Origin of the sequence: Parablastomonas sp. CN1-191 (genome assembly GCF_049354825.1) — a bacterium.
In the GTDB taxonomy this organism is placed as follows: Bacteria; Pseudomonadota; Alphaproteobacteria; order Sphingomonadales; family Sphingomonadaceae; genus Novosphingobium.
In genome coordinates this window covers 1,486,750-1,509,639 of record NZ_CP186480.1, presented here as the reverse complement: position 1 = coordinate 1,509,639, position 22,890 = coordinate 1,486,750, and the positions used below count along the sequence as shown (strand labels likewise).

At 70.5% G+C, this 22,890-nt stretch carries 19 protein-coding genes and 1 tRNA gene; 9 read left to right on the top strand and 11 right to left on the bottom strand.

Annotated features, from left to right (window positions below):
- Positions 1–183 precede the first annotated feature (183 nt).
- Positions 184–1,569 carry a pectate lyase family protein gene (locus tag ACOYW6_RS07505; protein ID WP_423140710.1) on the top strand — a complete coding sequence of 462 codons (1,386 nt, stop codon included), beginning with the start codon at positions 184–186 and terminating at the stop codon, positions 1,567–1,569.
- 7 nt (positions 1,570–1,576) lie between these two features.
- Here ACOYW6_RS07505 and ACOYW6_RS07500 read toward each other — a convergent pair whose 3' ends face one another.
- The 5 genes from ACOYW6_RS07500 to ACOYW6_RS07480 all read right to left on the bottom strand — a co-directional run bounded on the left by ACOYW6_RS07500 (position 1,577) and on the right by ACOYW6_RS07480 (position 6,899).
- A complete protein-coding gene (locus ACOYW6_RS07500) occupies positions 1,577–3,136 on the bottom strand; it encodes a carboxylesterase/lipase family protein (protein ID WP_423140709.1) in 1,560 nt (519 codons plus the stop codon).
- A complete protein-coding gene (locus tag ACOYW6_RS07495; protein ID WP_423140708.1) occupies positions 3,123–4,148 on the bottom strand; it encodes a sugar kinase in 1,026 nt (341 codons plus the stop codon). Before ACOYW6_RS07495 ends, ACOYW6_RS07500 begins: the two co-directional genes overlap by 14 nt.
- 9 nt (positions 4,149–4,157) lie before the next feature.
- A complete protein-coding gene (kduD, locus tag ACOYW6_RS07490) occupies positions 4,158–4,931 on the bottom strand; it encodes a 2-dehydro-3-deoxy-D-gluconate 5-dehydrogenase KduD (protein ID WP_423140707.1) in 774 nt (257 codons plus the stop codon).
- Positions 4,931–5,767, bottom strand: coding sequence for a 5-dehydro-4-deoxy-D-glucuronate isomerase (gene kduI, locus ACOYW6_RS07485; protein WP_423140706.1), 837 nt, complete (start codon positions 5,765–5,767; stop codon positions 4,931–4,933). Before kduI ends, kduD begins: the two co-directional genes overlap by 1 nt.
- Before the next feature lie 106 nt (positions 5,768–5,873).
- Positions 5,874–6,899, bottom strand: a complete 1,026-nt coding sequence (locus ACOYW6_RS07480) for a LacI family DNA-binding transcriptional regulator (RefSeq protein WP_423140705.1) — start codon at positions 6,897–6,899, stop codon at positions 5,874–5,876.
- Between the two features lie 102 nt (positions 6,900–7,001).
- On the opposite strand from ACOYW6_RS07480, the gene ACOYW6_RS07475 reads away from it, so the two are divergent.
- The 3 genes from ACOYW6_RS07475 (at position 7,002) to ACOYW6_RS07465 (ending at position 10,683) form a co-directional block, all read left to right on the top strand.
- Positions 7,002–8,477 (top strand): UxaA family hydrolase, encoded by a 1,476-nt coding sequence (locus tag ACOYW6_RS07475; protein WP_423140704.1) that lies wholly within the window; start codon positions 7,002–7,004, stop codon positions 8,475–8,477.
- A gap of 76 nt (positions 8,478–8,553) precedes the next feature.
- Complete coding sequence (locus tag ACOYW6_RS07470; protein WP_423140703.1) at positions 8,554–9,372, top strand: 2-keto-4-pentenoate hydratase; 819 nt, start codon at positions 8,554–8,556, stop codon at positions 9,370–9,372.
- Between the two features lie 42 nt (positions 9,373–9,414).
- On the top strand, positions 9,415–10,683 hold the full coding sequence (locus ACOYW6_RS07465; protein WP_423140702.1) for an MFS transporter: 1,269 nt from the start codon (positions 9,415–9,417) through the stop codon (positions 10,681–10,683).
- A 25-nt stretch (positions 10,684–10,708) separates the two neighbouring features.
- Here ACOYW6_RS07465 and ACOYW6_RS07460 read toward each other — a convergent pair.
- The 3 genes from ACOYW6_RS07460 to ACOYW6_RS07450 form a co-directional block, all read right to left on the bottom strand.
- A tRNA-Thr gene (locus ACOYW6_RS07460) sits at positions 10,709–10,780 on the bottom strand.
- Positions 10,781–10,802: 22 nt separating this feature from the next.
- Complete coding sequence (locus tag ACOYW6_RS07455; RefSeq protein ID WP_423140701.1) at positions 10,803–11,669, bottom strand: hypothetical protein; 867 nt, start codon at positions 11,667–11,669, stop codon at positions 10,803–10,805.
- An 8-nt stretch (positions 11,670–11,677) separates the two neighbouring features.
- Positions 11,678–12,991 carry a replication-associated recombination protein A gene (locus tag ACOYW6_RS07450; RefSeq protein WP_423140700.1) on the bottom strand — a complete coding sequence of 438 codons (1,314 nt, stop codon included), beginning with the start codon at positions 12,989–12,991 and terminating at the stop codon, positions 11,678–11,680.
- A gap of 97 nt (positions 12,992–13,088) precedes the next feature.
- On the opposite strand from ACOYW6_RS07450, the gene ACOYW6_RS07445 reads away from it, so the two are divergent.
- Together ACOYW6_RS07445 and ACOYW6_RS07440 are read left to right on the top strand one after the other, a co-directional pair.
- Entirely contained in the window at positions 13,089–13,742 is a 654-nt protein-coding gene (locus tag ACOYW6_RS07445; RefSeq protein ID WP_423140699.1) for a PadR family transcriptional regulator, read from the top strand.
- Positions 13,743–13,806: 64 nt separating this feature from the next.
- Entirely contained in the window at positions 13,807–14,268 is a 462-nt protein-coding gene (locus ACOYW6_RS07440; protein WP_423140698.1) for a hypothetical protein, read from the top strand.
- Here the strand turns inward: ACOYW6_RS07440 and ACOYW6_RS07435 are convergent.
- A complete protein-coding gene (locus ACOYW6_RS07435) occupies positions 14,265–15,449 on the bottom strand; it encodes a glycosyltransferase family 4 protein (RefSeq protein WP_423140697.1) in 1,185 nt (394 codons plus the stop codon). The genes ACOYW6_RS07440 and ACOYW6_RS07435 overlap by 4 nt on opposite strands.
- 203 nt (positions 15,450–15,652) lie before the next feature.
- Between ACOYW6_RS07435 and ACOYW6_RS07430 the strand changes: the two genes are divergently transcribed.
- The gene (locus ACOYW6_RS07430) at positions 15,653–16,489 is read left to right on the top strand and encodes an outer membrane protein (RefSeq protein WP_423140696.1); all 837 of its coding nucleotides are present in this window, start codon (positions 15,653–15,655) and stop codon (positions 16,487–16,489) included.
- 51 nt (positions 16,490–16,540) lie between these two features.
- Here ACOYW6_RS07430 and ACOYW6_RS07425 read toward each other — a convergent pair whose 3' ends face one another.
- Entirely contained in the window at positions 16,541–16,915 is a 375-nt protein-coding gene (locus ACOYW6_RS07425; protein ID WP_423140695.1) for a VOC family protein, read from the bottom strand.
- A 109-nt stretch (positions 16,916–17,024) separates the two neighbouring features.
- Here ACOYW6_RS07425 and soxR point away from each other — a divergent pair, with 109 nt between their 5' ends.
- Together soxR and ACOYW6_RS07415 are read left to right on the top strand one after the other, a co-directional pair.
- Entirely contained in the window at positions 17,025–17,465 is a 441-nt protein-coding gene (gene soxR, locus ACOYW6_RS07420) for a redox-sensitive transcriptional activator SoxR (RefSeq protein ID WP_423140694.1), read from the top strand.
- Between the two features lie 66 nt (positions 17,466–17,531).
- On the top strand, positions 17,532–19,376 hold the full coding sequence (locus ACOYW6_RS07415) for a DUF885 domain-containing protein (protein ID WP_423140693.1): 1,845 nt from the start codon (positions 17,532–17,534) through the stop codon (positions 19,374–19,376).
- A 28-nt stretch (positions 19,377–19,404) separates the two neighbouring features.
- On the opposite strand, the gene ACOYW6_RS07410 is transcribed toward ACOYW6_RS07415, so the two are convergent.
- Positions 19,405–22,869: a chromosome segregation SMC family protein gene (locus ACOYW6_RS07410; protein ID WP_423140692.1), complete on the bottom strand. Its 3,465-nt coding sequence runs from the start codon at positions 22,867–22,869 to the stop codon at positions 19,405–19,407.
- Between the last annotated feature and the right edge of the window lie 21 nt (positions 22,870–22,890).

Sequence of the window (22,890 nt, the reverse complement as noted above, 5' to 3'; positions counted from 1 at the left end):
GACCTGCCCCTCGCGCACCTCTTCTCCCGTCGGTCCGACGTTTCGGACCTTGCGGGCCGGCTCTTGCCGATCCGCTCCCCGATCTTTCCGCAGTAGCCGATTGGCGTCTGAGGTAACCGGTGTCATTTTTTATTGCCCGTCCAGCGCGGCTCTGTCAAGAACGGGAAAACGGGAGAGAAAACCATGGCCGCAACCGCCCGCGCACTCGCGCTTTGCCTTGCCCTTCAGATCGGCGTTGCCGCCGCGCCGGCGCCCGCCCGGGCGGCCGGCGTCGCGCCTGCTGCGGCAGAAGCCCACCCCGCCGATCCGACTCGCGGCGGCGCCGGCGGACGCATCATCAAGGTGACGACGCTGGCCAAGGACGGCCCCGGTTCGCTCAAGGCCGCGATCGATGCCAAGGGGCCACGCATCGTGGTGTTCGAAGTGGGCGGCGCGATCGACCTCGGCCGCGATACGCTGACCATTACCGAGCCCTATCTGACGATCGCCGGCCAGACCGCGCCATCGCCCGGGATCACGATCGTTCGCGGCGGGATCGACCTCAAGGGCCATGATGTCATCATGAGCCACTTGCGCGTGATGACCGGCGCCGACGGGCAGGGCCACTTCTCGGGCTGGGAGGCCGACGCCTTTTCCACCGTCGCGGCCTACAACGTCGTGGTCGAGCATTGCAGCTTCTTCTGGGCGCTGGACGAGAACATGAGCGCGTCGGGCCCCCGTTTCGATGGCGCCAACGTGACCGAGTGGCGCAAGCACACCAGCCACAACGTGATTTTCCGCGATAATATCGCGGCCGAGGGACTGGCCTTTGCCAGCCATCCGAAGGGCGAACATTCCAAGGGTTCGCTGATCCACGACAACACCACCGGGATCGTGTTCTACCGCAACCTGTTCGCCCACAACGTCGAGCGTTCGCCGCTGGTGAAGGGCGGCGCCCAGGTGCTGATGATCAACAACCTGATCTACAACCCCGGCCACCGCGCGGTGCACTACAACCTGATGAACCTTGAGTGGACCGGCCATCCTTACGTGACCGGCCAGATCACCGCGGTGGGCAACATCATGCGCGGCGGCAACAACACCGATGCCGGTCTGCCCTTCCTGATGCTGGGCGGCGACGGCGACCTGGAATTCTACGGCCGCGACAACCGCGCGGTCGACCGCCACGGCAACCCGCTGCCCGAGTTCGGCCGCTATGGCGAGACGAAGGCCAGGCTGATCGCGGCCAAGGCGCCGCTGGCCAGCCTTGGCGGCTACGGCGTACTGCCTTCGCAGGACGTCGAGACTAGCGTGTTGCAGACCGCCGGCGCGCGCCCCTGGGATCGGTCCGCCGACGAGATTCGCGTCCTGTTCTTCGTCGCCGAAGGGCGCGGCGACATCATCGACGATGAGCACCAGGTCGGCCCGGGCTATCCCAAGATCGCCTCGACGCGCGCCGATTTCGACCCCGCCGCCTGGGACCTGGCGACGATGACGCCGAAATCGGGGGTCTATCCCGGCGACAAGACCGGACCGCAGGAGCATCTCAGCACCCGCGACGCCGCCATGCGCGAAAGCCCCAAGCCTTAGGCGCCGCTCAGGATCCCGGCTGGACGTACGGCGCGATCGACCACAATTCGCGTTCCCACCGGCGCGGATCGTCCACGACGCGGCTGACGTCGTCGACTACAAGGGTGGCGCGCGCGGGCAGCCGGTAAGGCGTCCAGCGTGCCAGCCCGGGGCGGCCCGCCTTGGCCAGGCCGGCAAAGGCGGGTTGCAGGGTATCGCGCGCGGCCCGCGCACCGGCAGCGGTGCCCGACTTGCTGCCGGGCGCGTCCAGCGTGCCGAATACGTAGGGAATATCGTCGGTATGTGCGGCACCGCGCAGCGGATCGAGCGGGCTCTTGCGGTCGAGCTGGTAGACCCAGGTCTTCACGGCCCCGGCGGCCGCGCGGGCGTCGGCTTCGATCACTTGTCCGGGCCAGGACCGCCCCGCCGTGGTCGCGGCATAGAAAACGCGCTCGGCGCTCCAGTCGGGATAGCGGGCGCGGTAGCGGTCAACCATCCAGCGCGGGTCTAGGTCGATCTTGATCTCGGGCGCGATGCGGGCGGGCAGGTTGTCCCATGTCAGCCCGGCAAGCTTGGGCCCCCGCGGATCGATGAAGGCACGCGTCTCATCGTGGACGTTGCCCAGGATCATGGGAATTGCCAGCGATTGCGGCGCCGCGTCCGGCCAGAAAGGGTGCCGCGGCAGGTTGATCATGTCGAGTACGGGGCCGAAATAGACCGGCCCGCCCTGGACCGGATCGGCCGCGCCAAGCGCATCGACCAGCGCTTCGGCCGGGAGCGCGCGCAGCGCCTCGACATCGCCCGGGGCCAGCTTCAGCGCGGCCATGAATGCCTGCGTTCGGGCCAGCGCGTGACCCGGCCCGCTGGCCACGACTTGCTGGCCGCTCATCGTCGCGGCGGCGTGGAACAGCCCCTTGGCCGCGGGCATCGCCATCAGGGTGGCGATCTTGGCGCCGCCGCCCGACTGGCCGAACACCATGATGCGCGCCGGGTCGCCGCCGAACAGCGCGATGTTGGCGCGGACCCACTGCAGTGCGGCGATGAGGTCGAGCTGGCCCAGGTTGCCGCTGTCGGCATAGCGGCTGCCGAAGGGCTTGAGCCAGGCATAGCCGAAGGCGTTGAGCCTGTGGTTGACCGTCACCACCACCACATTCTGGGCCGCCGCCAGCTTGCCGCCGTAGGTCAGCGGATCGAACGAGGTGCCGCCCGAATAGGCGCCGCCGTGAAAGTAGACCATGACCGCGCGGCGCGCGCGCGGATCGGCGCCCGGCGTCCACACCGCCAGCGTCTGGCAATCCTCGTCCTGGCGCGTGTCCGCCAGGCCGCGCTGTGGAGCTGCCGGGCCGAAGGCGCGGGCTGCGGTGCGCTGGGTGGGCAGCGGTTCGAGCACCGGCGGCGCGAAACGCGCCGCGCGGGCGTAGCGGATACCCTTGAAAGCAGCGACGCCGTCCTCGCGCAGACCGGTGAAGGGCCCGGCAACCGGATCGGCTTCGGGTATCCGCGCGAAGGCGGGGGTGGCCGCAATAACCGAGGCGGCCGCGCTGCCGCGCAGCAACGCGCGGCGTGTCAGCGCCTCAGCGCCGGACATCGCCGCCCAGCGCCGAGAACCCGTCGAGCGCGGCACGACCCGCCAGGCACATGTCGCCCGGGATCGTGTGCTTGAGCGCAGACAGGGCGAGCCCGTTTTCGGCCATGGCGCGCGCGTCACCGCCGCGGGCCCAGGCGTCTATCACACCGGCGGCAAAGGCATCGCCGGTTCCGATCCGCTCGACAATGCCGGTGATGGCGATCTCCTCGCTCTGGTACCCGCCCCCGCGCAGGTCGACCCGCGCCGCGACGCGGTGATGATCCGAGGTAACGAGATGGCGCGCGGTCGAGGCGATGACCTCAAGCCGCGAAAACGCCGCAAAGGCCGCCTCGGCCGCCTCGCGCCGGCGATCTTCGCCGTCGCCCGAAAAGGTCTTGCCCAGCAGCAGCGAGATGTCGCGGTGATTGCCGATCAGGATGGTGGCTCCGCCGACAAGCTCGGCCAGCACCGTGCGCGGGTCGCTGTTCCAGGCGCTCCACAACTGGCCGCGGTAATTGCCGTCGAAGCAGACCGGCACGCCGGCCGCCGCCGCCGCCGCCATCGCCGCGCGCGCCAGATCGATGCCGTTCGGGCCAAGTGCAGGGGTGATCCCGCCGCAATGCAGCAGCCGCGCGCCGTCTAGCGCGCCGGTGAAATCGATGCCGTCCGCCGCCGCCTCGGCAAAGGCGCTGCCGGCGCGGTCGTAAGTGATGTGCGACGGGCGCGGGCCCGATCCGGACTCCATGAAATAGAGCCCCATCCGGCCGGGCGCGCGGGCAAGGAAGTGGGTGTCGACCCCGGCGCCGCGCAGCGCGGCCACCGCCCGGTCACCCAGCGCATTATCCGCCACCAGTCCGGCAAAACGGACCGGGTGGCCAAGCGATGCCAGCGCCGCGGCGACGTTGGCTTCCGCGCCGCCGACCGCAAGGTCGAGCGTATCGGCCTGGACCATCAGTTGCGACGCCGGCGGGGTCAGCCGGAACAGCAGTTCGCCGAAGCAGACAATCGGCGCGCCCGTGATCGCGGAAGTCATCGCCGCTGGCTAGCGCGCCAGCCAGCCGCCGTCGACCGCCAAGATCTGGCCGGTAACGTAGTCGGCGGCGGGCGAGGACAAGTACACGGCGGTTCCGGCGATATCCTCGGGCCGGCCCCAGCGGCCGGCGGGAATACGCTCGAGAATCTGGCGGTTGCGGGTTTCGTCGCCCTGCAGCGCCGCGGTGTTGTTCGTGGCGATGTAGCCCGGAGCGATGGCGTTGACCTGGATGCCGCGGGCGGCAAGCTCGTTCGCCATCGCGCGGGTCACGCCCGCCACGCCCGACTTCGCGGCGGCGTAGCTTGGCACGCGGATGCCGCCCTGGAAGCTCAGAAGCGAGGCGATGTTGACGATCTTGCCGCGGCTCTGGTCCCCGTCCGCCGCCCGCGCTGCCATGTGGCGCGCGGCCGCCTGGCTGAGGAAGAACAGCGATTTCAGGTTCGTGTCGATGACCGCGTCCCAGTCCGCCTCGGTAAAGTCGAGGAGGTCGTCGCGGCGGATGATCCCGGCGTTGTTGACCAGGATGTCGAGCCGGCCGAGCCCGTCCACCGCCTCGTCGGTCACGCGCTGGACCGGCTGGATCGAGGACAGGTCGGCCGCGATGTTGACCACCTTGCGCCCGATCGCTTTCAGCGCGGCGAGCGTCTCGGTCGGCTCGCTGCGGCCGGCGACCGCGACATCGGCACCGGCCTGGGCCAGAGCAATGGCGATGGCCTGCCCGATGCCGGTGTTGGCGCCGGTGACGAGCGCGGCCTTGCCGATCAGGTCGAACGAGATGGCCACTATTTGAGCTGGCAGATGTCGAGGACGTTCATGTCGGTGTAGTCCAGGTTCTCGCCGCCCATCGCCCAGATGAAGGCATACTTCTTGGTGCCCGAACCCATGTGGATCGACCACGGCGGGCTGATCACCGCTTCCTCGTTGGCGATCACCAGGTGCCGCATCGAATCGGGCTCACCCATGTAGTGAAACACGCGGTCGTTCTCTTCGGGCAGGTCGAAGTAGAGATAGATCTCGCTGCGGCGGTCGTGGAGATGCGGCGGCATCGTGTTCCAGACGCTGCCTTCCTCCAGCACGGTCAGACCCAGCAGCAGCTGCGCGCTTTCGCACACGCCCGGGATCACCAGCTGGTAGATCGTGCGCTGGTTCGAATTGGCGAGATCGCCGCGGGCCAGCGGGTTGGCCTGGTCAAGCGTGATGTGCCTGACCGGGCAAACCTTGTGGGCGGGAACCGACGCCAGGTAGAAGCGCGCGCTTTCGCCCTCGAACGTGACGTCCTTCGATCCCATCGGGATATAAAGACATTCCTTGTTCTTCATCGCGAAGCGCTGGCCGTCGACGGTCACCGCGCCGTCACCGCCGATGTTGACCGCGGCCATCTCGCGCCGTTCCAGGAACGGGTGGCCCGCCGCGCTGGCCGGCACGGTCTGGTCGGGCAGGCGCAGCGCGCCCCCGGCGGGAACCGCGCCGCCGATCACGAAGCGTTCGTTGTGCGAATAGTTGAGCGTGACCTTGCCGCTCTCGAACATGCCGCCGACCAGGTAGCGGGCGCGCAGTTCATCGTTGGTGACGCTGTCCATCATGTCGGGATGGGTGGCGTGATAGGTTTTGGCGAACACGGGTCTGGCCTCTCCTGATGGGACGCCCGCGGATGTGCGCGGGCTGTTGTTGGCACCTGTGGTAACCGGTGTCATGACCTGTTTCAAGCCGCCGCTGCGAATTCCTTCACGGCCGCGGCGCGGCGCCGGCCGAAGCGCGGCGGATCAGGCTCGATTCGAAGAACGACGGCTGCTCGCCCGCCCTGGCCGGATCGATCACCTTGAGCGCGGCGGCGCGCGCCATTTCCACGATCGGCCATCGCACCGTCGTCAGCGGCGGCCACAAGTGCGCGGCGATGGCGGTATCGTCGAAGCCGACGATTGACAGGTCTTCGGGCACCGCGATGCCGCGTTCGCGCGCGGCGTGCAGGACGCCGGCGGCCATCTCGTCGTTGCTGGAGAAGATCGCCGTCGGGCGCGGCACCGCGTCGAGCAGCCGGGCGCCTGCCTCGTGCCCGGAATCGAAGGTGTAATTGCCGCCGGCCTTCAGCGCGTCGTCAGCGGGCAGGCCCAGCTTGGCGACCTGCTCGTCATAGCCCGCCTCGCGTTCCTGTGCCGAGCGGAACCCGCGCGGCCCCGTAACCAGCGCGATGCGCCGGTGGCCGAGCTGGTAGAGGTGCTGGACAGCCTCGCGCACGGCCTGGCTGTCGTTGGATTCGACCAGGTGCGTATCGTCGTCGAGCCGGGCCGAGCCCATCCGCACGTAGTTGACGCCAAGCTCGCGGCAAAGCGCGGGGATCGCGTCGTTTTCCGACAGCGGCGGCAGGATCAGCACGCCGTAGAGGCGTTGTTGTTCCAGGAATGCGCGCAAGTCCTCGATCAACGTCGGCGAATGCCGGTTGACCGGGCGAACCAGCAGCGCGAACTCGGTCCCCTGCATCGCCGCCAGCGCGCTTTCCTGAAAGCTCAGGACCATCTGGGCGTTGGGATTGTCGTGGATCAGCCCGATCAGGAAATTGCGCCGTAGCGCCAGCGCCCGCGCCTGCAGGTTGGGGACGTAGCCGATGTCGGCGATTACCGCCTCGACCTTCTTGCGGGTGGCCTGGTTGAGCAGGGGCGAGCGGTTGATGACGCGGCTGACGGTCTTCTTGGAAACGCCGGCGATCCGCGCGACGTCATTGATGGTCGGCTTGACCTCGCCCTGTCGTCTCACGTCCTGCCCCTCGCCATGCGCCACCCTTGCCTTTGCGACTGGGCGGAGGCAAGAGATAGCGGTGCCTGACACCGGTTACCATCCTCAAACGACGTACGCGCGGTGAGCGCCGCGGCGGCCCTGCGCGTTCACGGCGATGACGGTGTCGCGGTCGCCCTTCGCGACCTAGTCGCCGGCGAACGGGTGCTGGGCGTGACGGTCATGCAACCGGTGCCGCGCGGCCACAAGCTGGCGCTGACCGCGCACGGCGCCGGCGCCACGGTGACCAAGTATGGCCTGCCGATCGGCCGGGCGCTTACTGCCATCGCGCCGGGCGATCATGTCCACAGCCACAACCTGGTCACGGCGCTGGCAGGGGAACTGACCTACGAACCGTCTCTCTCGGCGGCAATGGGGCACACCGCGGCGCCGCCCCCGACCTGGCGCGGCTACCGGCGTGCCGATGGGCGCGGCGCGACCCGCAACGAGGTGTGGATTCTGCCCACGGTCGGCTGCGTCGGGCTGACCGCGGAACAGGTCGCGCGTGCGGCGATGGAGCGGCACGCCGGCCGCATCGATGGCGTCCACGCGTTTGCGCACCCGCACGGCTGTTCGCAGCTTGGCGACGACCTTGCCGGCACCCGGGCGGCGCTGGCCGGCCTGGCCGCAAATCCGAACGCGGCAGGGGTCCTGCTGCTGGGGCTGGGGTGCGAATCGAACCAGCTTGCCGATCTGCTCGCGGCCGTGCCCGCGGCGCTGCGTGGCAGGGTCAGGGCGCTTTCGTCGCAATCCGCGGGGGACGAGCTGGCCGAAGCGGGCGCGCTGGTCGATGCGATGGTCGAGGAGGCCGCGGCGGCCAGGCGCGAAGACCTGCCGCTGTCGGCGCTGACCGTCGGCCTCAAGTGCGGGGGTTCCGACGGGCTGTCCGGCCTGACCGCCAATCCGCTGCTGGGCCGCTTTGCCGAGCGGCTGGCAGCGGCTGGCGGCACGCCGATCCTGACCGAGATTCCCGAAATCTTCGGCGCCGAACAGGCATTGCTGGCCCGTGCCGAAAGCCCGGCGGTGTTTGCCGCGGGCGCGGCGCTGGTGAACCGTTTCAAGCGCTATTACCTCGACCAGGGCCTGCCGGTTTCTGAAAACCCGTCGCCCGGCAACCTTGCCGGCGGCATCACCACGCTTGAGGAAAAGTCGCTCGGCGCGGTGCAGAAGGCCGGCCAGGCGCCGCTCCACGCGGTCATCGACTATGGCGAAACCGCCCCGCCGGGCGGGCTGGCGCTGCTGGAAGCGCCCGGCAACGATGCCGTCTCGTCAACCGCGCTGGCCGCTGCCGGCGCTACGATGGTGCTGTTCACGACCGGGCGCGGGACGCCGCTGGGCTTCCCGGTGCCGACGCTGAAGGTGGCCTCGAATCACGTGCTCGCAGCGACCAAGCCGCACTGGATCGATTTCGATGCCGAGCGTGTGCTGGACGACGGGGCCGAGGCCGCGGACGCCGCCTTCCTGGCGACGATAATCGCCCACGCCGAAGGACTGCCAACCGCCGCCGAACGCGCCGGGCAGCGCGCGATCGCGATCTGGAAACGCGGTGTGACGTTGTGAGCGCGGCACGCGCGAACCGCGGCTTCTTGCCAATGACACCGGTTTCCATTACGGACACCCGCAACGGACAAAAGGGATGGGATTGAGGGTGAACGAACCCGCATCGACGGTGGCACAAGCGTTCGTGGCAGCGCGCCGGGAGGCCCGCGGCCTCAGCGCCTATCCGGGCGACAGGCCCGCCGACATGGACGCTGCCTATGCCATCCAGGGCCACGCGATTCGCCTCGACGGGCGGCGAGTGGCGGGCTGGAAGGTCGGGCGGATCAACCCGCCCGACGATGCCCGCCTGGGCAGCAACCGCCTGGCCGGACCGATCTTCGCAGACACCGTCGTGGACGCCGCACAACAGGTTCAACCTGCCATGCCGGTCTTCGCCGCCGGCTTCGCCGCGGCCGAGGCCGAGATCCTGCTCCATGTCGCGGCCGGTTTTTCCGGACCCGTGCCCCGCGACGACGCCGGCACCCGCGCCGTGATCGACGACGTGCGGCTGGGGATCGAAATCGCCAGCTCGCCTTATCCGCACATCAATGTCGACGGTCCGGCGGTGACCGCGTCCGACTTCGGCAACAACCACGGGCTGGTGATGGGGCCGGCGATCACGGGCTGGCAGGACGCCGATTTGTGCGCGATCCCCGTCACGATGGAAATCGACGGCCGCGTCGTGGGCAGTGGCAGCGCGGCGACGATGCTTGACGGGCCGTACGGCGCGGTGCGGTTCCTGCTGGCCAACCTGGCGGCGCGCGGGATCGACGCCAGCGGCGGGCTTTGGGTGTCGAGCGGGGCGATTACCGGTGTCCACCCGGTGGCGGCCGGCAGCAGGGTCGTGGCGTCGTTTGGAAGCCACGGCACGGTAAGCTGCACGATTTCCGCCGCGCAAACCCGGGCAGGCGGCTAGAAGACAAACCGGCGCCAACGAGCGCGAGAGAGGATGAGAGCCATGGACACCCCTGCGGCGCTGCAAAAGCCGGCCGGACGCTATCGCTGGACCATCGTCGCGCTGCTGTTCGCCGCGACCGCGATCAACTACATCGACCGCCAGATGATCGGCGTGCTCAAGCCGACCTTGTCGAAGGAGTTCGCCTGGAGCGAAAGCGACTATGCCACGATCGTGTTCTGGTTCCAGGTCGCCTACGCGATCGGTTACCTGGGTTTCGGCCGCGTGGTCGACCGGGTGGGCGCGCGGGTCGGCTATGCGCTGGCGATCGTGGTGTGGACGGTCAGCCACATGGCGCACGGACTCGCCACCGGGCTGACCTCGTTCGCGCTGGCCCGCTTCGGGCTGGGTATCGGCGAAAGCGGCAACTTCCCGGCCGGCATCCGCGCGGTGACCGACTGGTTCCCGCAGAAGGAGCGCGCCTTCGCCATCGGGCTGTTCAACGCCGGCGCCAACGTAGGCGCGATCATCACCCCGCTGCTGGTCCCGGCGCTGGTGCTGTGGTTCGACTGGCGGGTTGCCTTCTACGTCACCGGCATCTTCGGCGTCCTGTGGCTGATCGCGTGGTGGACGATCTATCGCCATCCGGCCCAGCACGCCCGCGTCACGCCCGAGGAGCTGGCCTGGATCCGCCAGGACCCGGCCGATCCGGCCGAGCCGATCGGCTGGGGCCGCCTGCTGCAAAAGCGCGAGACCTGGGCCTATGCGATCGGCAAGTTCCTGATCGACCCGATCTGGTGGTTCTTCCTGTTCTGGCTGCCGGGCTACCTGTTCGAACGCTACGACCTCGACCTCAAGAGCTTCGGCCTGCCGCTGGCGGCGATCTACCTGATCTCCGACGGCGGCAGCATCGCCGGCGGGTGGATGTCGTCGCGGCTGATCAAGGCGGGGCGCACCCCCAACTTCGCCCGCAAGGCCACGATGCTGTTCTGGGCGCTGTGCGTGCTGCCGATCTTCTTCGCGCAGAGCATCGCCAGCGTCTGGGGTGCGGTGCTGGTGATCGGGCTGGCGACCGCGGCCCACCAGGCATTCTCGGCCAACCTCTACACGCTGCCGTCGGACCTTTTTCCGCGCGCGGCGGTCGGCTCGGTCATCGGGATCGGCGGCACGGTGGGGGCGATCGGCGGCATGCTGATGGCCAAGTTCACCGGCTATATCCTGGATGCCACGCACAGCTACCAGCTGCTGTTCGCGATCTGCGCCAGCGCCTATCTGCTGGCGCTGCTGGCGGTGCACCTGCTGACGCCGCGGCTGGAACCGGTGCGGATCTGAGCGCAAGGCGCGGAACTGCGCGCGGTGCCGGCTGAGGGATTTGAACCCCCGACCTTCGGTTTACAAAACCGCTGCACTACCACTGTGCTAAGCCGGCCTGCGCGCGGATTGCGCATGGCTCAGCGCGCGCCGAACGTCCAGCCCTCGGTTGCGGCCAGTTCGGGGGTCAGCGCGGCGGGGCGCCACAGCGCCGCGTCGTCGGCGGCGCGGCGCAGCCAAGCCGCGGTCAGCACGGCGTCGCTGCGATGGTCGTCGATCGGTCCGGCGATTGCTGCCGGCCCCGACCCGAGCGCCGCCAGCGCGGCATCGAGTTCGCCGCCATCGCGGATCTTGCTGCGGCCAGCCGGGCGCCCGGCGGCCAGCGCCGCGATCGTGGTATAGATCTCGATCACGGCCGATCCCGCCGCGGGCAGCGGATCGAACGGCCAGACCGGCAATCGCCCGGCCAGCCGGTGCAGCAGCCGCATCCCGGTCAGGCTCGACTTGCCGACTTGCGCCGCGCCGACAAGGTTGAAGTTCGAATAGGGCCGGCAGCCGAGCGCCTCCTGCGCCCGTTCGGTGACGCGAAAGCGCCCGCGCCCGCCGCCGAAGCGGTCGCCCTCGCGCCCGCCGTGGCGGCGGTAATGGCGCGCCGCCTCCGGGTGGTCGACCAGCGAAGTGGCGGCCAGGTGCGGATCGCTGGCGCAGGTCCGCTCGACCAGCGCCCACAGCGCCCTGGCATCGCGCGGGCTTTCGTTCCAGCCGGGGAAGAACGCCCCGGCGTCGGCAAACGCCAGCGAGGCGCCGAGGTCGAGCCCGACCAGCGTATCGGCGGGAAGGTCGTTTACCAGCCAGTCGAGAACCTCGCCGCGCGACCAGCGGTGCCCGGGGCGAACGATCAGCGGGGCGGCGGTGCCCGTGCCGCAGATCGCCACGGCGATGCCGCGATGCCGCTCCCCGACGGCGCCCGACCAGTCGATCGCGGCGAAATGCGCAAAGCGGGCCACGCGTCCGCCTAGGCGCGGGGGCGGCGGCGTTCGTTCCACCACGCCAGGCGCTTGCGGACTTCGCGTTCGAACCCGCGCTCGACCGGCTGGTAATACGTCTGCGGGTCCATCTCCGCGGGCCAGTAGTCGGCGCCCGAAAACCCGTCGTCGGCATCGTGGTCGTAGGCGTAGCCCTGACCATAGCCGATGTCCTTCATCAGCTTGGTCGGGGCGTTCAGGATGTTGGCAGGCGGCATCAGGCTGCCGGTGTCGCGCGCCGATTTCCACGCCGCCTTCTGCGCCTTGTAGGCGGCGTTCGACTTGGGCGCGGTCGCGCAATAAAGACAGGCCTGGACGATCGCCAGTTCGCCTTCCGGGCTGCCGAGGAAATCGTAAGCGTCCCTGGCGGCCAGGCACTGCACCAGCGCCTGCGGATCGGCCAGCCCGATATCCTCGACCGCGGCGCGGACCAGGCGGCGCAGCACGAACAGCGGCTCTTCGCCCGCGGTGAGCATCCGCGCCATGTAATAGAGCGCGGCATCGGGGTCCGACCCGCGCAGCGCTTTGTGCCAGGCGGAGATGAGGTTGTAGTGCCCCTCGCGGTCCTTGTCGTAGACCGCGACGCGGCGCTGCAGGAACGCGCCCAGCGCCGCGGGATCGAGCGGCGCGGCGATGTTCGCGGCATACAGCGTCTCGGCCTGGTTGAGCAGGAAGCGCCCGTCGCCGTCGGCGGTGGCGACCAGCGCCGCGCGCGCTTCGGCCGTCAGGGGCAGGGGGCCCTCGAGGTCTTCCGCCCTGGCCAGCAGGCGCGACAGCGCGCCTTCGCCAAGCCGGTGCAGGATCAGCACTTGCGCGCGGCTGAGCAGCGCGGCGTTAAGCTCGAAACTGGGGTTCTCGGTCGTCGCGCCCACCAGCGTTACGGTGCCCCGCTCGACGAAGGGAAGAAAGCCGTCCTGCTGGGCGCGGTTGAAGCGGTGGATCTCGTCCACGAACAGCAGGGTGCGCTGCCCCGCGGCGGCGGCCTTGTCAGCCTCGGCAAAGGCCTTGCGCAAGTCCGCCACGCCGGAGAACACCGCGCTGACGGCGACGAAGCGCATGCCCACGGCATCGGCCAGGAGGCGCGCGATGCTGGTCTTGCCGGTGCCAGGCGGCCCCCACAGGATCATCGAGGCGAGCCGGCCGGCCGCCACCATCCGCCCGATCGCGCCTTCTGGCCCGGTCAGGTGTTCCTGCCCGACGACTTCGTCCAGCGCGCGCGGGCGCAGCCGCTCGGCCAGCGGCGCGTCCTCGCGCGGGGCCGTGTCGACGGGCGCGGGCAGGCTGTCGGGAAAGAGGTCGGCCATCCCCTCCTAGATAGGGCGCGGAAAAAATTTTGCAGCAAGCCTTGAACAAAGATCATTTCAAGATATATCTTAGAACATCTTGAAGAAGGACAGACTTATGCGTGATCATCATCACCGCCACCATGGCCGCCCTCATGGCAATCACGGCGGCTGGAAGAATCTATTTGCTGCCGGTTTCGGGCCCGACGGTCCGTTCGGTCCGGAGGGACCGTTCGGAAGCGGCGGGCCGTTCGGGGCCGACTTTCCGTTCGGCGGCGGTCGCGGAGCCGGCGGCCGGGGGCCGGGCGGACGCCGGGGGCGGATGTTCGCCGCGGGCGAACTGCGGCTCGTCCTGCTGAAGCTCGTCGCCGACCAGCCGCGTCACGGCTACGACCTGATCAAGGCGATCCAGGAGCTGACCGGCGGCGAATATGCCCCCAGCCCCGGCGTGGTCTATCCCACGCTGCAGATGATGCTCGACGAAGCCGTCGTCGCCGAACTGCCCGATGACAGCGCCCGCAAGGTGTTCTCGGCGACCGATGCCGGCCGCGCCGAGCTGGGGAAAGAGGCCGAAGCCGTGGACGCCATCGTCGCCCGCCTCTCTGGCCTGGGCGAGGAACGCCGCTCATCGCCGCACCGCCAGCTGCACCGCGCGATAAACAATCTGCGCGGCGCCGTTGGCCATCAGCGCGGCGCCGGGCTCGAGGCCGACAAGGTGGAGCGCATCGTCGACCTGATCGACGAGGCGGCGCGCAAGATCGAGCGGCTCTAGTCCGCTTGCTCCGGGCGGCCCTGCGGCGTAGCCTTGCGCCGGGTCGCCTGGAAGGGGAACGGGCATGAGCGAACTCGTCGTCACGCACGCGGACGTGCGGCCACGCACGCCGATCACGTACTGGGTGGTCGCGGTGGTGGGCGCGCTGTGGAACGCGCTGGGCGCGACCGATTACGTCATGACCCGGCTGCACGACCAGGCCTGGCTGGCCCGGGCCGGCGATCCCGCCGCCATCCTGGCCTGGATCGCCTCGATGCCGCTGTGGGTCCAGATCGGCTGGGGCTTCGGGGTCTGGGGCTCGGTCGCGGGCTCTTTACTGATGCTGGTGCGATCGCGCCAGGCGACCGGGGCTTTTCTGGTCTCGCTGGTCGGTGCGGTGGTCAGCATCGGCTACCAGGTTACGCACGCGATGCCGGCGGCGGTGGCGCGCACGGCCGACATGATGATGCCGCTGGTAATCGTCGCCATCGTTTTCGCGCTGTGGCGCTATTGCCGCCACGCCGGCAAGCGGGGCTGGCTGCGCTAGCGCGCGGGGCTGGCCGGCCTGGCCGGCGCGCGGGCGTGCGGCCGGCGGCGCAGCAGCCGCAGGTAGGTATCGACCACCGCGCCGTTGATCCGGTCCCAGGCGAAGTCGCGCGCGCGCAGTTCGCCGGCCTCGCCGTGAAGGCGGCGAATCTCGGGATCGGTGATGTACCGGCGCAGCGCCTCGGCGAATTGGCGCGTTCCGCCGGGCGGTACCAGCCGCCCGGAAATGCCGTTTTCGACCAGGCTGGTGCTGCCGGTGGAGACCGCTGCCACCACCGGCAGCGCGCAGGCCATCGCCTCGAGCGTGACATTGCCGAAGGTTTCCGTCGTCGACGGGTTGAACAGCACGTCCATGCTCGCCACCGCGCGGCCCAGGTCGTCACCCGCCTGGAAGCCGGCGAAGACCGCGTCGGGCAGCCGGTCCTCCAGCCATTCGCGCGCCGGGCCTTCGCCCACGACCAGCACGCGGTGCGCCACGTCGCGCGCGCGAAGCTCGTCGATGGCGGCGGCAAAGACGTCGAGGCCCTTTTCCATCACCAGCCGGCCCAGGAAGCCGACCACCACTTCGTCCGGGCCGATCCCCAGGCCCTGCCGCCAGGCCAGGTCGCGCCGGCCCGGATTGAAGCGCGTGCGATCGACCCCGCGCGACCAGATCGCGATGTCGTAGTTCATCCGCTGCGCGCGCAGCACTTGCGCAAAGCTTTCCGACGGCGCCAGCAGCGCGTCGCAGCGGCGGTAAAAACGGCGCAGTCCGGCGGTCACCAGCGGCTCGATCGCGCCCAGCCCGTAATAGCGCGGATACGTGTCGAAGCGGGTGTGAACCGACGCCAGCACCGGGATGCCGCGGCGGCGGCCCCAGCTGACCGCGCGGTGGGCAGCCGGATCGGGCGAGGAGACGTGGACGATGTTGGGCGCGAAGCGGGCCAGGTCGCGGCGCGCGCCCGGACCCAGCCCCAGCGGCACGCGATATTCGCTGCGCCCCGGGAACGCTACTGACGGCAGCGACACCAGGTCGCCGGTCGGCGGGAAGGCGGGATGCCGGACCGTCGGTGAATAGACGCGCACTTGCGCACCGCGGTCCAGCAGCGTCGCCACCAGGCGGTTGAGCGCGCCGTTGGCACCGTCACGCACGCAGTTGTAGTTGCCGCTCAGCAGCGCGATCCGCAGATCGGAACCGTCCATGTCGCGCAAAACCCCATTCGCTCGTCCGTACCCGCTTATCCGAACGCCCGCCGGCAGCCAGGGTTTCCTGCCGGGAGAATCCGCTGTGGCGCATATGTCGCACTGCAGCACGGACCGCCGCGAGCGCGAAATAGCGGGAACCACCGCCGGGTCAGAAGCGTCCTATCCCCCGAACGACCCGCATCGATTTCCAGGAGACTATCATGAAAACGACCCTTCTCGCCGCCGCGGCGGTTGCCGCCATGGCGATCCCGGGCGCCGCGTTCGCGCAGAGCGAGACCGCCGTCGACCTGTCGGGCTTCTACGTCGGCGTCGGCGTTGCCCTGTCCGAAGCGGACGACGGCATCAATGACCAGATCTACTTCGATCCGCAGCGCAACGGCACCTATACGCCGCAGCTTGCGACCGCGAGCGGCGCCAACGCGTTCTCGCCCGGGTTCTGCCAGGGCTACGGCACCGTGTCCCCCGCCAACGGCTGCAAGAACGAGAGCGCCAAGCGCGAGATCTCGGTACGCGCCGGTTATGACGGCATGGTCGGATCGAACATCGTTGCCGGCCTGCTGGGCGAATACGCGTTCCACGGCCCGACCGATGCCGTCACCGCGTTCTCGACCACGCCGGCCTCCTACACCATCGCCCGCAAGATGGACGGCGTTGCCGCCATGCGCGGCCGCCTTGGCTATTCGCCCAACGGCATGGGCGGCTTCTTCTACGTCACCGGCGGCGTCGCCTACGGCAAGATGAAGCACGCGTTCTCGACGAACAACACCGCCAACACGTTCACCCCCGTCGATGCCGACAAGTGGCAGCTGGGCGGCCAGGTCGGCGGCGGCGTCGAGATCATGCACCGCTCGGGCGTCGCGGTGAACCTGGAGTACCTGTACAACCGCTTCCGCGACAACGACTACTACGTCGCGGTCGGCCAGGGCTCGGCCCCGGCCACCAACCCCTTCGTGCTGGGCGGTGGTACCAACATGCGCATGAGCACCCAGAACTTCGACTACCACACCTTCAAGGTGGGCCTGTCGTACAAGTACTGAGGCAAGCACCGCGATGATATGCGAAGGGGCGGCCCGGCGGGCCGCCCCTTTTCACATCGGGCGATAGGAAACGATCTCGAACTCGATCCCGTCCCAGTCGAAGAAGTAGAACCGCCGGCCCGGTTCGTAATCGCCGTGTCCGAACGGTGACAGCCCGGCCGCGCGCACCGCCGCCTCGGCCGCGCCCAGGTCGTCGACCAGCAGCGCCAGGTGGTTGAGCGGCTGGCCCTTGGCAAACCGGCCTGGCGCATCGCCCATGCCGAACAGAGCGATGTACTGGTCGTCGCTGCCGCAGTGGATCGTGAAGCCGCTTCCGGCGGGACCGCGCCAGCGCTCGTGCCAGCCGCACAGGCGGGCCAGCAGGGCGGCGCTGCGATCGGGATCGCTGACGGTGATGTTGGCATGTTCAAGGCGTGCTGCGGCCATGGCCTTTCCTTTCGATAAGGGCTGCGCGCGAATCGCGCCTTGCATCCATGCAACCTCAAGCTAACTTCAGCTCAAGCAAATTATGACGCGGGGAGGCGAGGGGGCAGCGATGAAGGCCGATGACCTTATTCCGATCGGAACCCTGGCGCGGCGGACCGGGCTGGCGGTGTCGGCGATCCGCTATTACGAGGGCAGGGGCCTGCTGCAGTCGCTGCGGACTGCGGGCAACCAGCGCCGTTTCCTGCGGTCCGACATCCGCCGGCTGAGCTTCATCCGCATCGCCCAGAACCTGGGGCTGGGCCTGGCCGAGATCGAGGGCGAACTGGCCCGCTTGCCGCAAGGCCGCACCCCGACCGCGCAGGACTGGCAGCGCATCAGCCGGTCCCTGCGCGGCGCCATCGATGAACGCATCCGCGTGCTGGAGCGGACGCGCACCAAGCTGGACGAGTGCATCGGCTGCGGCTGCCTGAGCCTGGCACGGTGCCGCCTCTACAACCCGGGCGACCGCGTCGGCGCGTTCGGCAGCGGGCCGCGCTTCGTCCTCGGCTAGCGGCTTGCATCGGGCCGGTTGCGCGGTAGGCTGTGCGGGTCCTCCCCACCGACGAAGGGTCCTTCCATGCGAGCCACGCTTGCCGCTTCCGCTGCCGTCTTCCTTGCCATCGCCGCGCCGCTGGCCGCCGCCCAGCCCGCCGCGCCCGCCGCTGCCCGCGCCGCCACCCCCGCCGCACGCGCCAGCGAGGATGCGCGCCTGACCGCGTTTCTCGACCAGGCGTTCACGGCCGAACTGGCCCTGCGCCCGCAACTGGCGACGCGCCTTGGCCTCAAGGACGGGCAGGACCGCTGGGACGACAACAGCGATGCCGGGGTGCTGCGCCGCATCGCGCTGCGCCGCGCCAGCGTGGCGGCGATGAAAGCGCGCTTCAACCGCGCCGCGCTTTCGCCCGCCGGGCAGATCAATTACGATATCTGGGCCTCGGACCTCGACCGGATGGAGCTGCAGTACAAGTACCGCCGCTTCCAGCCGCCGTTCTACTCGTCGCTCTACGCCACGCCGTCGGAGCTGCCCAATTTCCTGATCAACACGCACACGGTCGAAAGCATGGCCGACATGCGCGCCTGGATCGCGCGGCTTGGCAAGATGCCGCAGGTCCTCGACCTCGCGCTGGCGCAGACGCGCGCGTCGGAGGCGGCAGGCGTGCGGGTGCCGCGCTTCCAGGTCGAACGGCTGATGGCGTCGGCGCGGACGCTGACCGGCGGGGCACCGTTCGGCACCGGGGCGGATGCGCCGCTGATGGCGGACGCGCGGGCCAAGGTCGGCAAGCTGGTCAGCGCGGGCAAAGTCAGCCCGGCCGAAGGCGACACGCTGCTGGCGCAGGCGCGCACGGCGTTGCTGGCCACCGCGCCGGCCTATGGCCGCGTGATCGCCTGGGGCCAGGGGGCGCTCAAGACCGCGCCTTCGGGCCGGGTCGGCGCGGTGTCGCTGCCGGGGGGCAAGGACTGGTACGCCGCGGCACTGCGGCTCAACACCACGCTGCCGCTGAGCGCGGCGCAGATCCACGCCACCGGCCTGGCCGAGGTCAAGCGGATCGAGGCCGAGCAGGACGCGCTGGCGCGGCAAGCCGGGCTGGCCGATCGCAATGCCTTTTACGCCGACCGGGAAAAGCGCTTCCCGTCGGTGCCCTACACCGACGAGACGCGGGCGGCGTATCTCAAGGCCGCCAACGACGCGGTGGCGCGCAATCGCGCCGCGCTGGGCTCGCAGTTCACGATCCTGCCCAAGTACCGCGCCGAAGTGGTGCGCGAACCCTCGTTCACGGAGCTGGCCGGCGGCGCCGCGCACGCCGGCGGCCCAAGCCCGGACGGCGTACGCCCGGGCCGGGTCTACGTCCACCTGGTGGGCAACACGCTCGACCCCGCCAAGACACAGGACCTGATGTGCCACGAAGGCATCCCCGGCCATGTCATGGCGGGCGACATCGCGGTGCGCCAGCAGGGCGTGCCCAGGTTCCGCCAGTCGACCGGCTATGTCGCCTACAGCGAAGGCTGGGCGCTCTATGCCGAGAAGCTGTGCAAGGACATGGGCGTCTACCCCGATATCGCGTCTGACTTCATGCGCCTGGATGCCGAACTGTTCCGCGCCGCGCGCCTTGTCACCGATACCGGCATCCACGACCTTGGCTGGACCGAGGACCAGGCGGTCCGCTACATGACCGACACCGGCCGCCTGCCGCCGCAGCAGGCGCGCAGCGAGGTGCGCCGCTACATCACGTTGCCCGGCCAGGCGACCGGCTACAAGATCGGCATGCTCAAGATCATGGAACTGCGCGCGCGGGCGGAAAAGGCGCTTGGATCGAGGTTCGACGTGCGCGCCTTCAACGACCTGATCGTGGGCGGCGGTTCGATGCCGCTGCCGGTGCTGGAGACGCGCGTGAACGAATGGATCGCGGCCCGAAAGGCCTGATCATTCGGTCCTGATCACTTGGCCCTGATCATTCGGCGGCAACCAGCTCGCTCGCAGCTTCGAGATCGACGCTGACGAGCCGGCTGACACCGCGCTCGACCATCGTCACGCCGAACAGGCGGTGCATCCGGCTCATCGTCACGGCGTTGTGCGTGACGATCAGGTAGCGCGTGTCGGTTTCCTGCGTCATTGCCTCGAGCAGGTCGCAGAACCGCTCGATATTGGCGTCGTCAAGCGGGGCGTCGACTTCGTCGAGCACGCAGATCGGCGCCGGGTTGGTGAGGAACAGCGCGAAAATCAGCGCCACCGCGGTCAGCGCCTGCTCGCCGCCAGACAGCAGCGTCAGCGATTGCAGCCGCTTGCCCGGCGGCTGGGCGAAAATCTCGAGCCCGGCCTCGAGCGGATCGTCCGAATCGACCAGCGCCAGGTGCGCCTGGCCGCCCCCATCTCCACCGGCATCGAACAGGCGCGTGAACAGGCGGCGGAAATGGCCGTCGACCGCTTCGAACGCGGCGCGCAGACGCTCCCGCCCTTCGCGGTTGAGGTTGCCGATCGAGCCGCGCAGGCGGTGAACCGCCTCGGTCAGTTCGGCCTGCTCGGCCCGGGTCGCGCCCTGCTTCGCCTCAGCCTCGGCCAGTTCGTCGGCGGCAACCAGGTTGACCGGGCCGATCCGCTCGCGCTCCGCGGAGAGGCGGTCCATCGCGGCGGATTCCTCGGCAGAGGTCGCGACGTCGGCGGGCTCGAACGCGAACTTGCCCGGCAGCAGCGGCGGCGGGCACTGGAACCGTTCGCCGGAGACGGCGGCCATCTCGGCGCGGCGGGCTTCCTCGTTGTCGGCGCGCGCGGCGGCGCCGGCGCGGGCCTCGCGCGCGGTTGCCAGCGTTTCGGCCAGGCCAGCCAGGGCGGCGTCGGCGGCCGCAGCGGAGGCGGTGGCCGCGGCCAGCTTCGCCTCCGCGGTCTCGAGCTCGGTGCCGAGCCGCCGGCGAACCTCGTCGCCGGCCTCGATCTCGGCGCTCAGCGCGGGTGCCCTGGCGGCGGCGACGGCGCGCTCGGCGGCGATCTCCTGCAGCCGCTGCGCGGTCGCCGCCAGGCGGCGCGCGGCATCGCCGGCGCGGGCCTGCCAGCCCGTCCGGTCGGCCTGCTGGGCGGCGGTCCGCTCGCGCGCGACGGCCAGCGCCTGCTCGTGCGCAGCCAGCGCCGCGCTGGCCGCCTGGAGCCCTTGACGCGCCGCATCGTTGCGCGCGCGCGCGGCATCGAGGCGGGCGCGCCCGGTGGTGGGATCGGGCAGGGCGGCGCGGCGCTCCTCGGCGTCCCGGCGCTCACCTTCGGCTTCGGCGCGCTGCGCGGCAAGGTCCTGGGTCGCCGCGGCCAGCTCGGCGCGGCGGGCGGCGCGACGGGCCAGCGCCGCCTCGGCCTGGTCGAGTACGCGCAGCGCCGCACGTTCGGCATCGGCGGTGGCGGCCAGCGCCCGCTCCGCCGCGATCGCCTCGCCCTGAACGGCGGACAGGTCCGCCTGGACCCTGGCTGCGTCCGCCTCGCTTGCGCTGACGGCGCCGCGCAGCGCCGGCAGCTGTTCGCCCAGCGCGGCGAAGCGGTTTTCCGCCTCGAGCCGGGCGGCGTCGGCGGCGCCTTCGCCGCGCGCCACGAACCCGTCCCAGCGCCGCAGCGCGCCCGCGCGCGTCACCAGCCAGTGCCCGGGCGCCAGCGCGCGCCCGTCGTCGGCATCGGCGACGACGATCAGCGCCAGCCGCGCCGCAAGTTCGGGCGGGCAGTCGCGGACGTGTTCGAGCAGCGCGCCGCCAACCGGGGTCACGGCCTCGGCGCCGGTCCAGTACCGGCCGTCGCCCGCGGCACGCCCCAGCAGCGCCTTGCCGTCGCGGCCCAGTGCCGCGGCAAGCGCGCGCTCATAGCCGGGCTCGGCGCGGATGCGGTCGAGCGCGGCAGGCAGGCCCTGGCCGCCCCGGGCCTGCCGCGCCCGCGCCTCGCGGTCGCGGGCAAGCGCGGCATGTTCGCGCTCGACCCCGGTCAGTTCGGCACGGGCGGCGGACAGCGCCGCGGCGGCGGCATCGCGGTCCTGCTGCAAGGCGCGGCGCTTGTCCTGCAGTCCCTCCAGCGCGCTGCGCGCGTCAGCCAGCGCGGCGGTGGCAGCGTCGCGGCGGGCGGCGGCGGCGGCCAGGCGGTCTTCGCCGGCTTCCTCGGCATCGAGCGCGGCCAGCGCCTCGGCCTGGCGGCGGGTTTCGCGGTCGAGCCGATCGAGGCGTTGACCGGCAGCGGCCAGCGCCGCCTCGGCGATACGCCACTCGGCCTCGGCCCCGGCTTGTTCGGCGGTCGCCTGCGCCAGCGCCAGTTCGGCACCGCGGGCGGCCCGGTCAGCGTCTTCGAGCGCGCCGGCCAGCGCGGGCCGGGCCGCCTCGTCGCGGGCGAGCGCGGCTTCGCCGGCGGCGACATCGTGCTCCAGCTTCGCCAGCGCGGCGGCGGCATCGCGGGTCAGGCGATCGGCATCGCCGCGATCCTCGTCGAGGCGGCGCTGCTGGCGGTCAAGGTCGGCCAGCTTGTCCTCGGCCGCTTCGAGCTGGCTTGCCAGCGTGGCCATGCGGTGCGCGTGGGCGGTGGCATCGTCGCGCCGGTCGGCCAGTTCGTCGCGCGCCTCGGCCAGCGCCCCGGCGGCGGCGTGCTGGAGCGCCTGCGCGCCTTGCGTCTCGGCCTGCGCGGCGGCGACCCGCGCTTCGGCCGCGACCGCGTCGTTGCGCGCCGCCGCGGCAGCGGCGGCGGCATCGCGCCAGCGCGCGAACACCAGCCGCGCCTCGGCCAGGCGGATCCTGTCGCTGACAGCCTTGTAGCGTTCGGCGGCGCGGGCCTGGCGGCGCAGCGTGCCGATCTGCGCGTCGAGCTGCGCGGTCAGGTCGTCGAGCCGGGCGAGGTTGGCCTCGGTCGCGCGGAGCTTCTGTTCGGCATCCTTGCGGCGCACGTGAAGGCCCGCGATGCCGGCCGCTTCCTCCAGCATCTCGCGGCGGGCGGCGGGCTTGGCGGCGATTACCGCGGCGATGCGGCCCTGGCTGACCAGCGCCGGGCTGTGCGCGCCGGTGGCGGCATCGGCGAAGACCAGCGCCACGTCCTTGGCGCGCACGTCGCGGCCGTTGACGCGGTAGGCGCTGCCGGCGCCGCGCTCGATCCGGCGCACCACTTCCAGTTCGCGGTCGTTGGCCCCGCTACCGCCGGCGCTGTCGTCGCCGCTGATCTCGGCGGTCAGGACCACTTCGGCAAAATCGCGCGGTGGCCGCTGGGCGGTGCCGGCGAAGATCACGTCCTCCATGCCGCCGCCGCGCAGCGACTTGGCGCTGGCTTCGCCCATGACCCAGCGGATCGCCTCGAGCAGGTTGGACTTGCCGCAGCCGTTAGGGCCGACCACCCCGGTCAGGCCGGGCTCGATGCGCAGTTCAGCCGGCTCGACGAAGCTCTTGAAACCGCTGAGCTTGAGCCGGCTGATCTTCATGGCATGGCGCCCCCGCGCGCG

Excerpts from the sequence above, each read along its gene's own strand:
- ACOYW6_RS07425 (WP_423140695.1), bottom strand. The coding sequence starts at position 16,915 with ATGGCCGCAGCACGCCTTGAACATGCCAACATCACCGTCAGCGATCCC.
- ACOYW6_RS07465 (WP_423140702.1), top strand. The coding sequence starts at position 9,415 with ATGGACACCCCTGCGGCGCTGCAAAAGCCGGCCGGACGCTATCGCTGG.
- ACOYW6_RS07470 (WP_423140703.1), top strand. The coding sequence starts at position 8,554 with ATGGGATTGAGGGTGAACGAACCCGCATCGACGGTGGCACAAGCGTTC.
- soxR (WP_423140694.1), top strand. The coding sequence starts at position 17,025 with ATGAAGGCCGATGACCTTATTCCGATCGGAACCCTGGCGCGGCGGACC.
- ACOYW6_RS07430 (WP_423140696.1), top strand. The coding sequence starts at position 15,653 with ATGAAAACGACCCTTCTCGCCGCCGCGGCGGTTGCCGCCATGGCGATC.
- ACOYW6_RS07410 (WP_423140692.1), bottom strand. The coding sequence starts at position 22,869 with ATGAAGATCAGCCGGCTCAAGCTCAGCGGTTTCAAGAGCTTCGTCGAG.
- ACOYW6_RS07495 (WP_423140708.1), bottom strand. The coding sequence starts at position 4,148 with ATGACTTCCGCGATCACGGGCGCGCCGATTGTCTGCTTCGGCGAACTG.
- ACOYW6_RS07445 (WP_423140699.1), top strand. The coding sequence starts at position 13,089 with ATGCGTGATCATCATCACCGCCACCATGGCCGCCCTCATGGCAATCAC.
- ACOYW6_RS07505 (WP_423140710.1), top strand. The coding sequence starts at position 184 with ATGGCCGCAACCGCCCGCGCACTCGCGCTTTGCCTTGCCCTTCAGATC.
- ACOYW6_RS07435 (WP_423140697.1), bottom strand. The coding sequence starts at position 15,449 with ATGGACGGTTCCGATCTGCGGATCGCGCTGCTGAGCGGCAACTACAAC.
- ACOYW6_RS07415 (WP_423140693.1), top strand. The coding sequence starts at position 17,532 with ATGCGAGCCACGCTTGCCGCTTCCGCTGCCGTCTTCCTTGCCATCGCC.
- ACOYW6_RS07450 (WP_423140700.1), bottom strand. The coding sequence starts at position 12,991 with ATGGCCGACCTCTTTCCCGACAGCCTGCCCGCGCCCGTCGACACGGCC.
- ACOYW6_RS07440 (WP_423140698.1), top strand. The coding sequence starts at position 13,807 with ATGAGCGAACTCGTCGTCACGCACGCGGACGTGCGGCCACGCACGCCG.
- ACOYW6_RS07500 (WP_423140709.1), bottom strand. The coding sequence starts at position 3,136 with ATGTCCGGCGCTGAGGCGCTGACACGCCGCGCGTTGCTGCGCGGCAGC.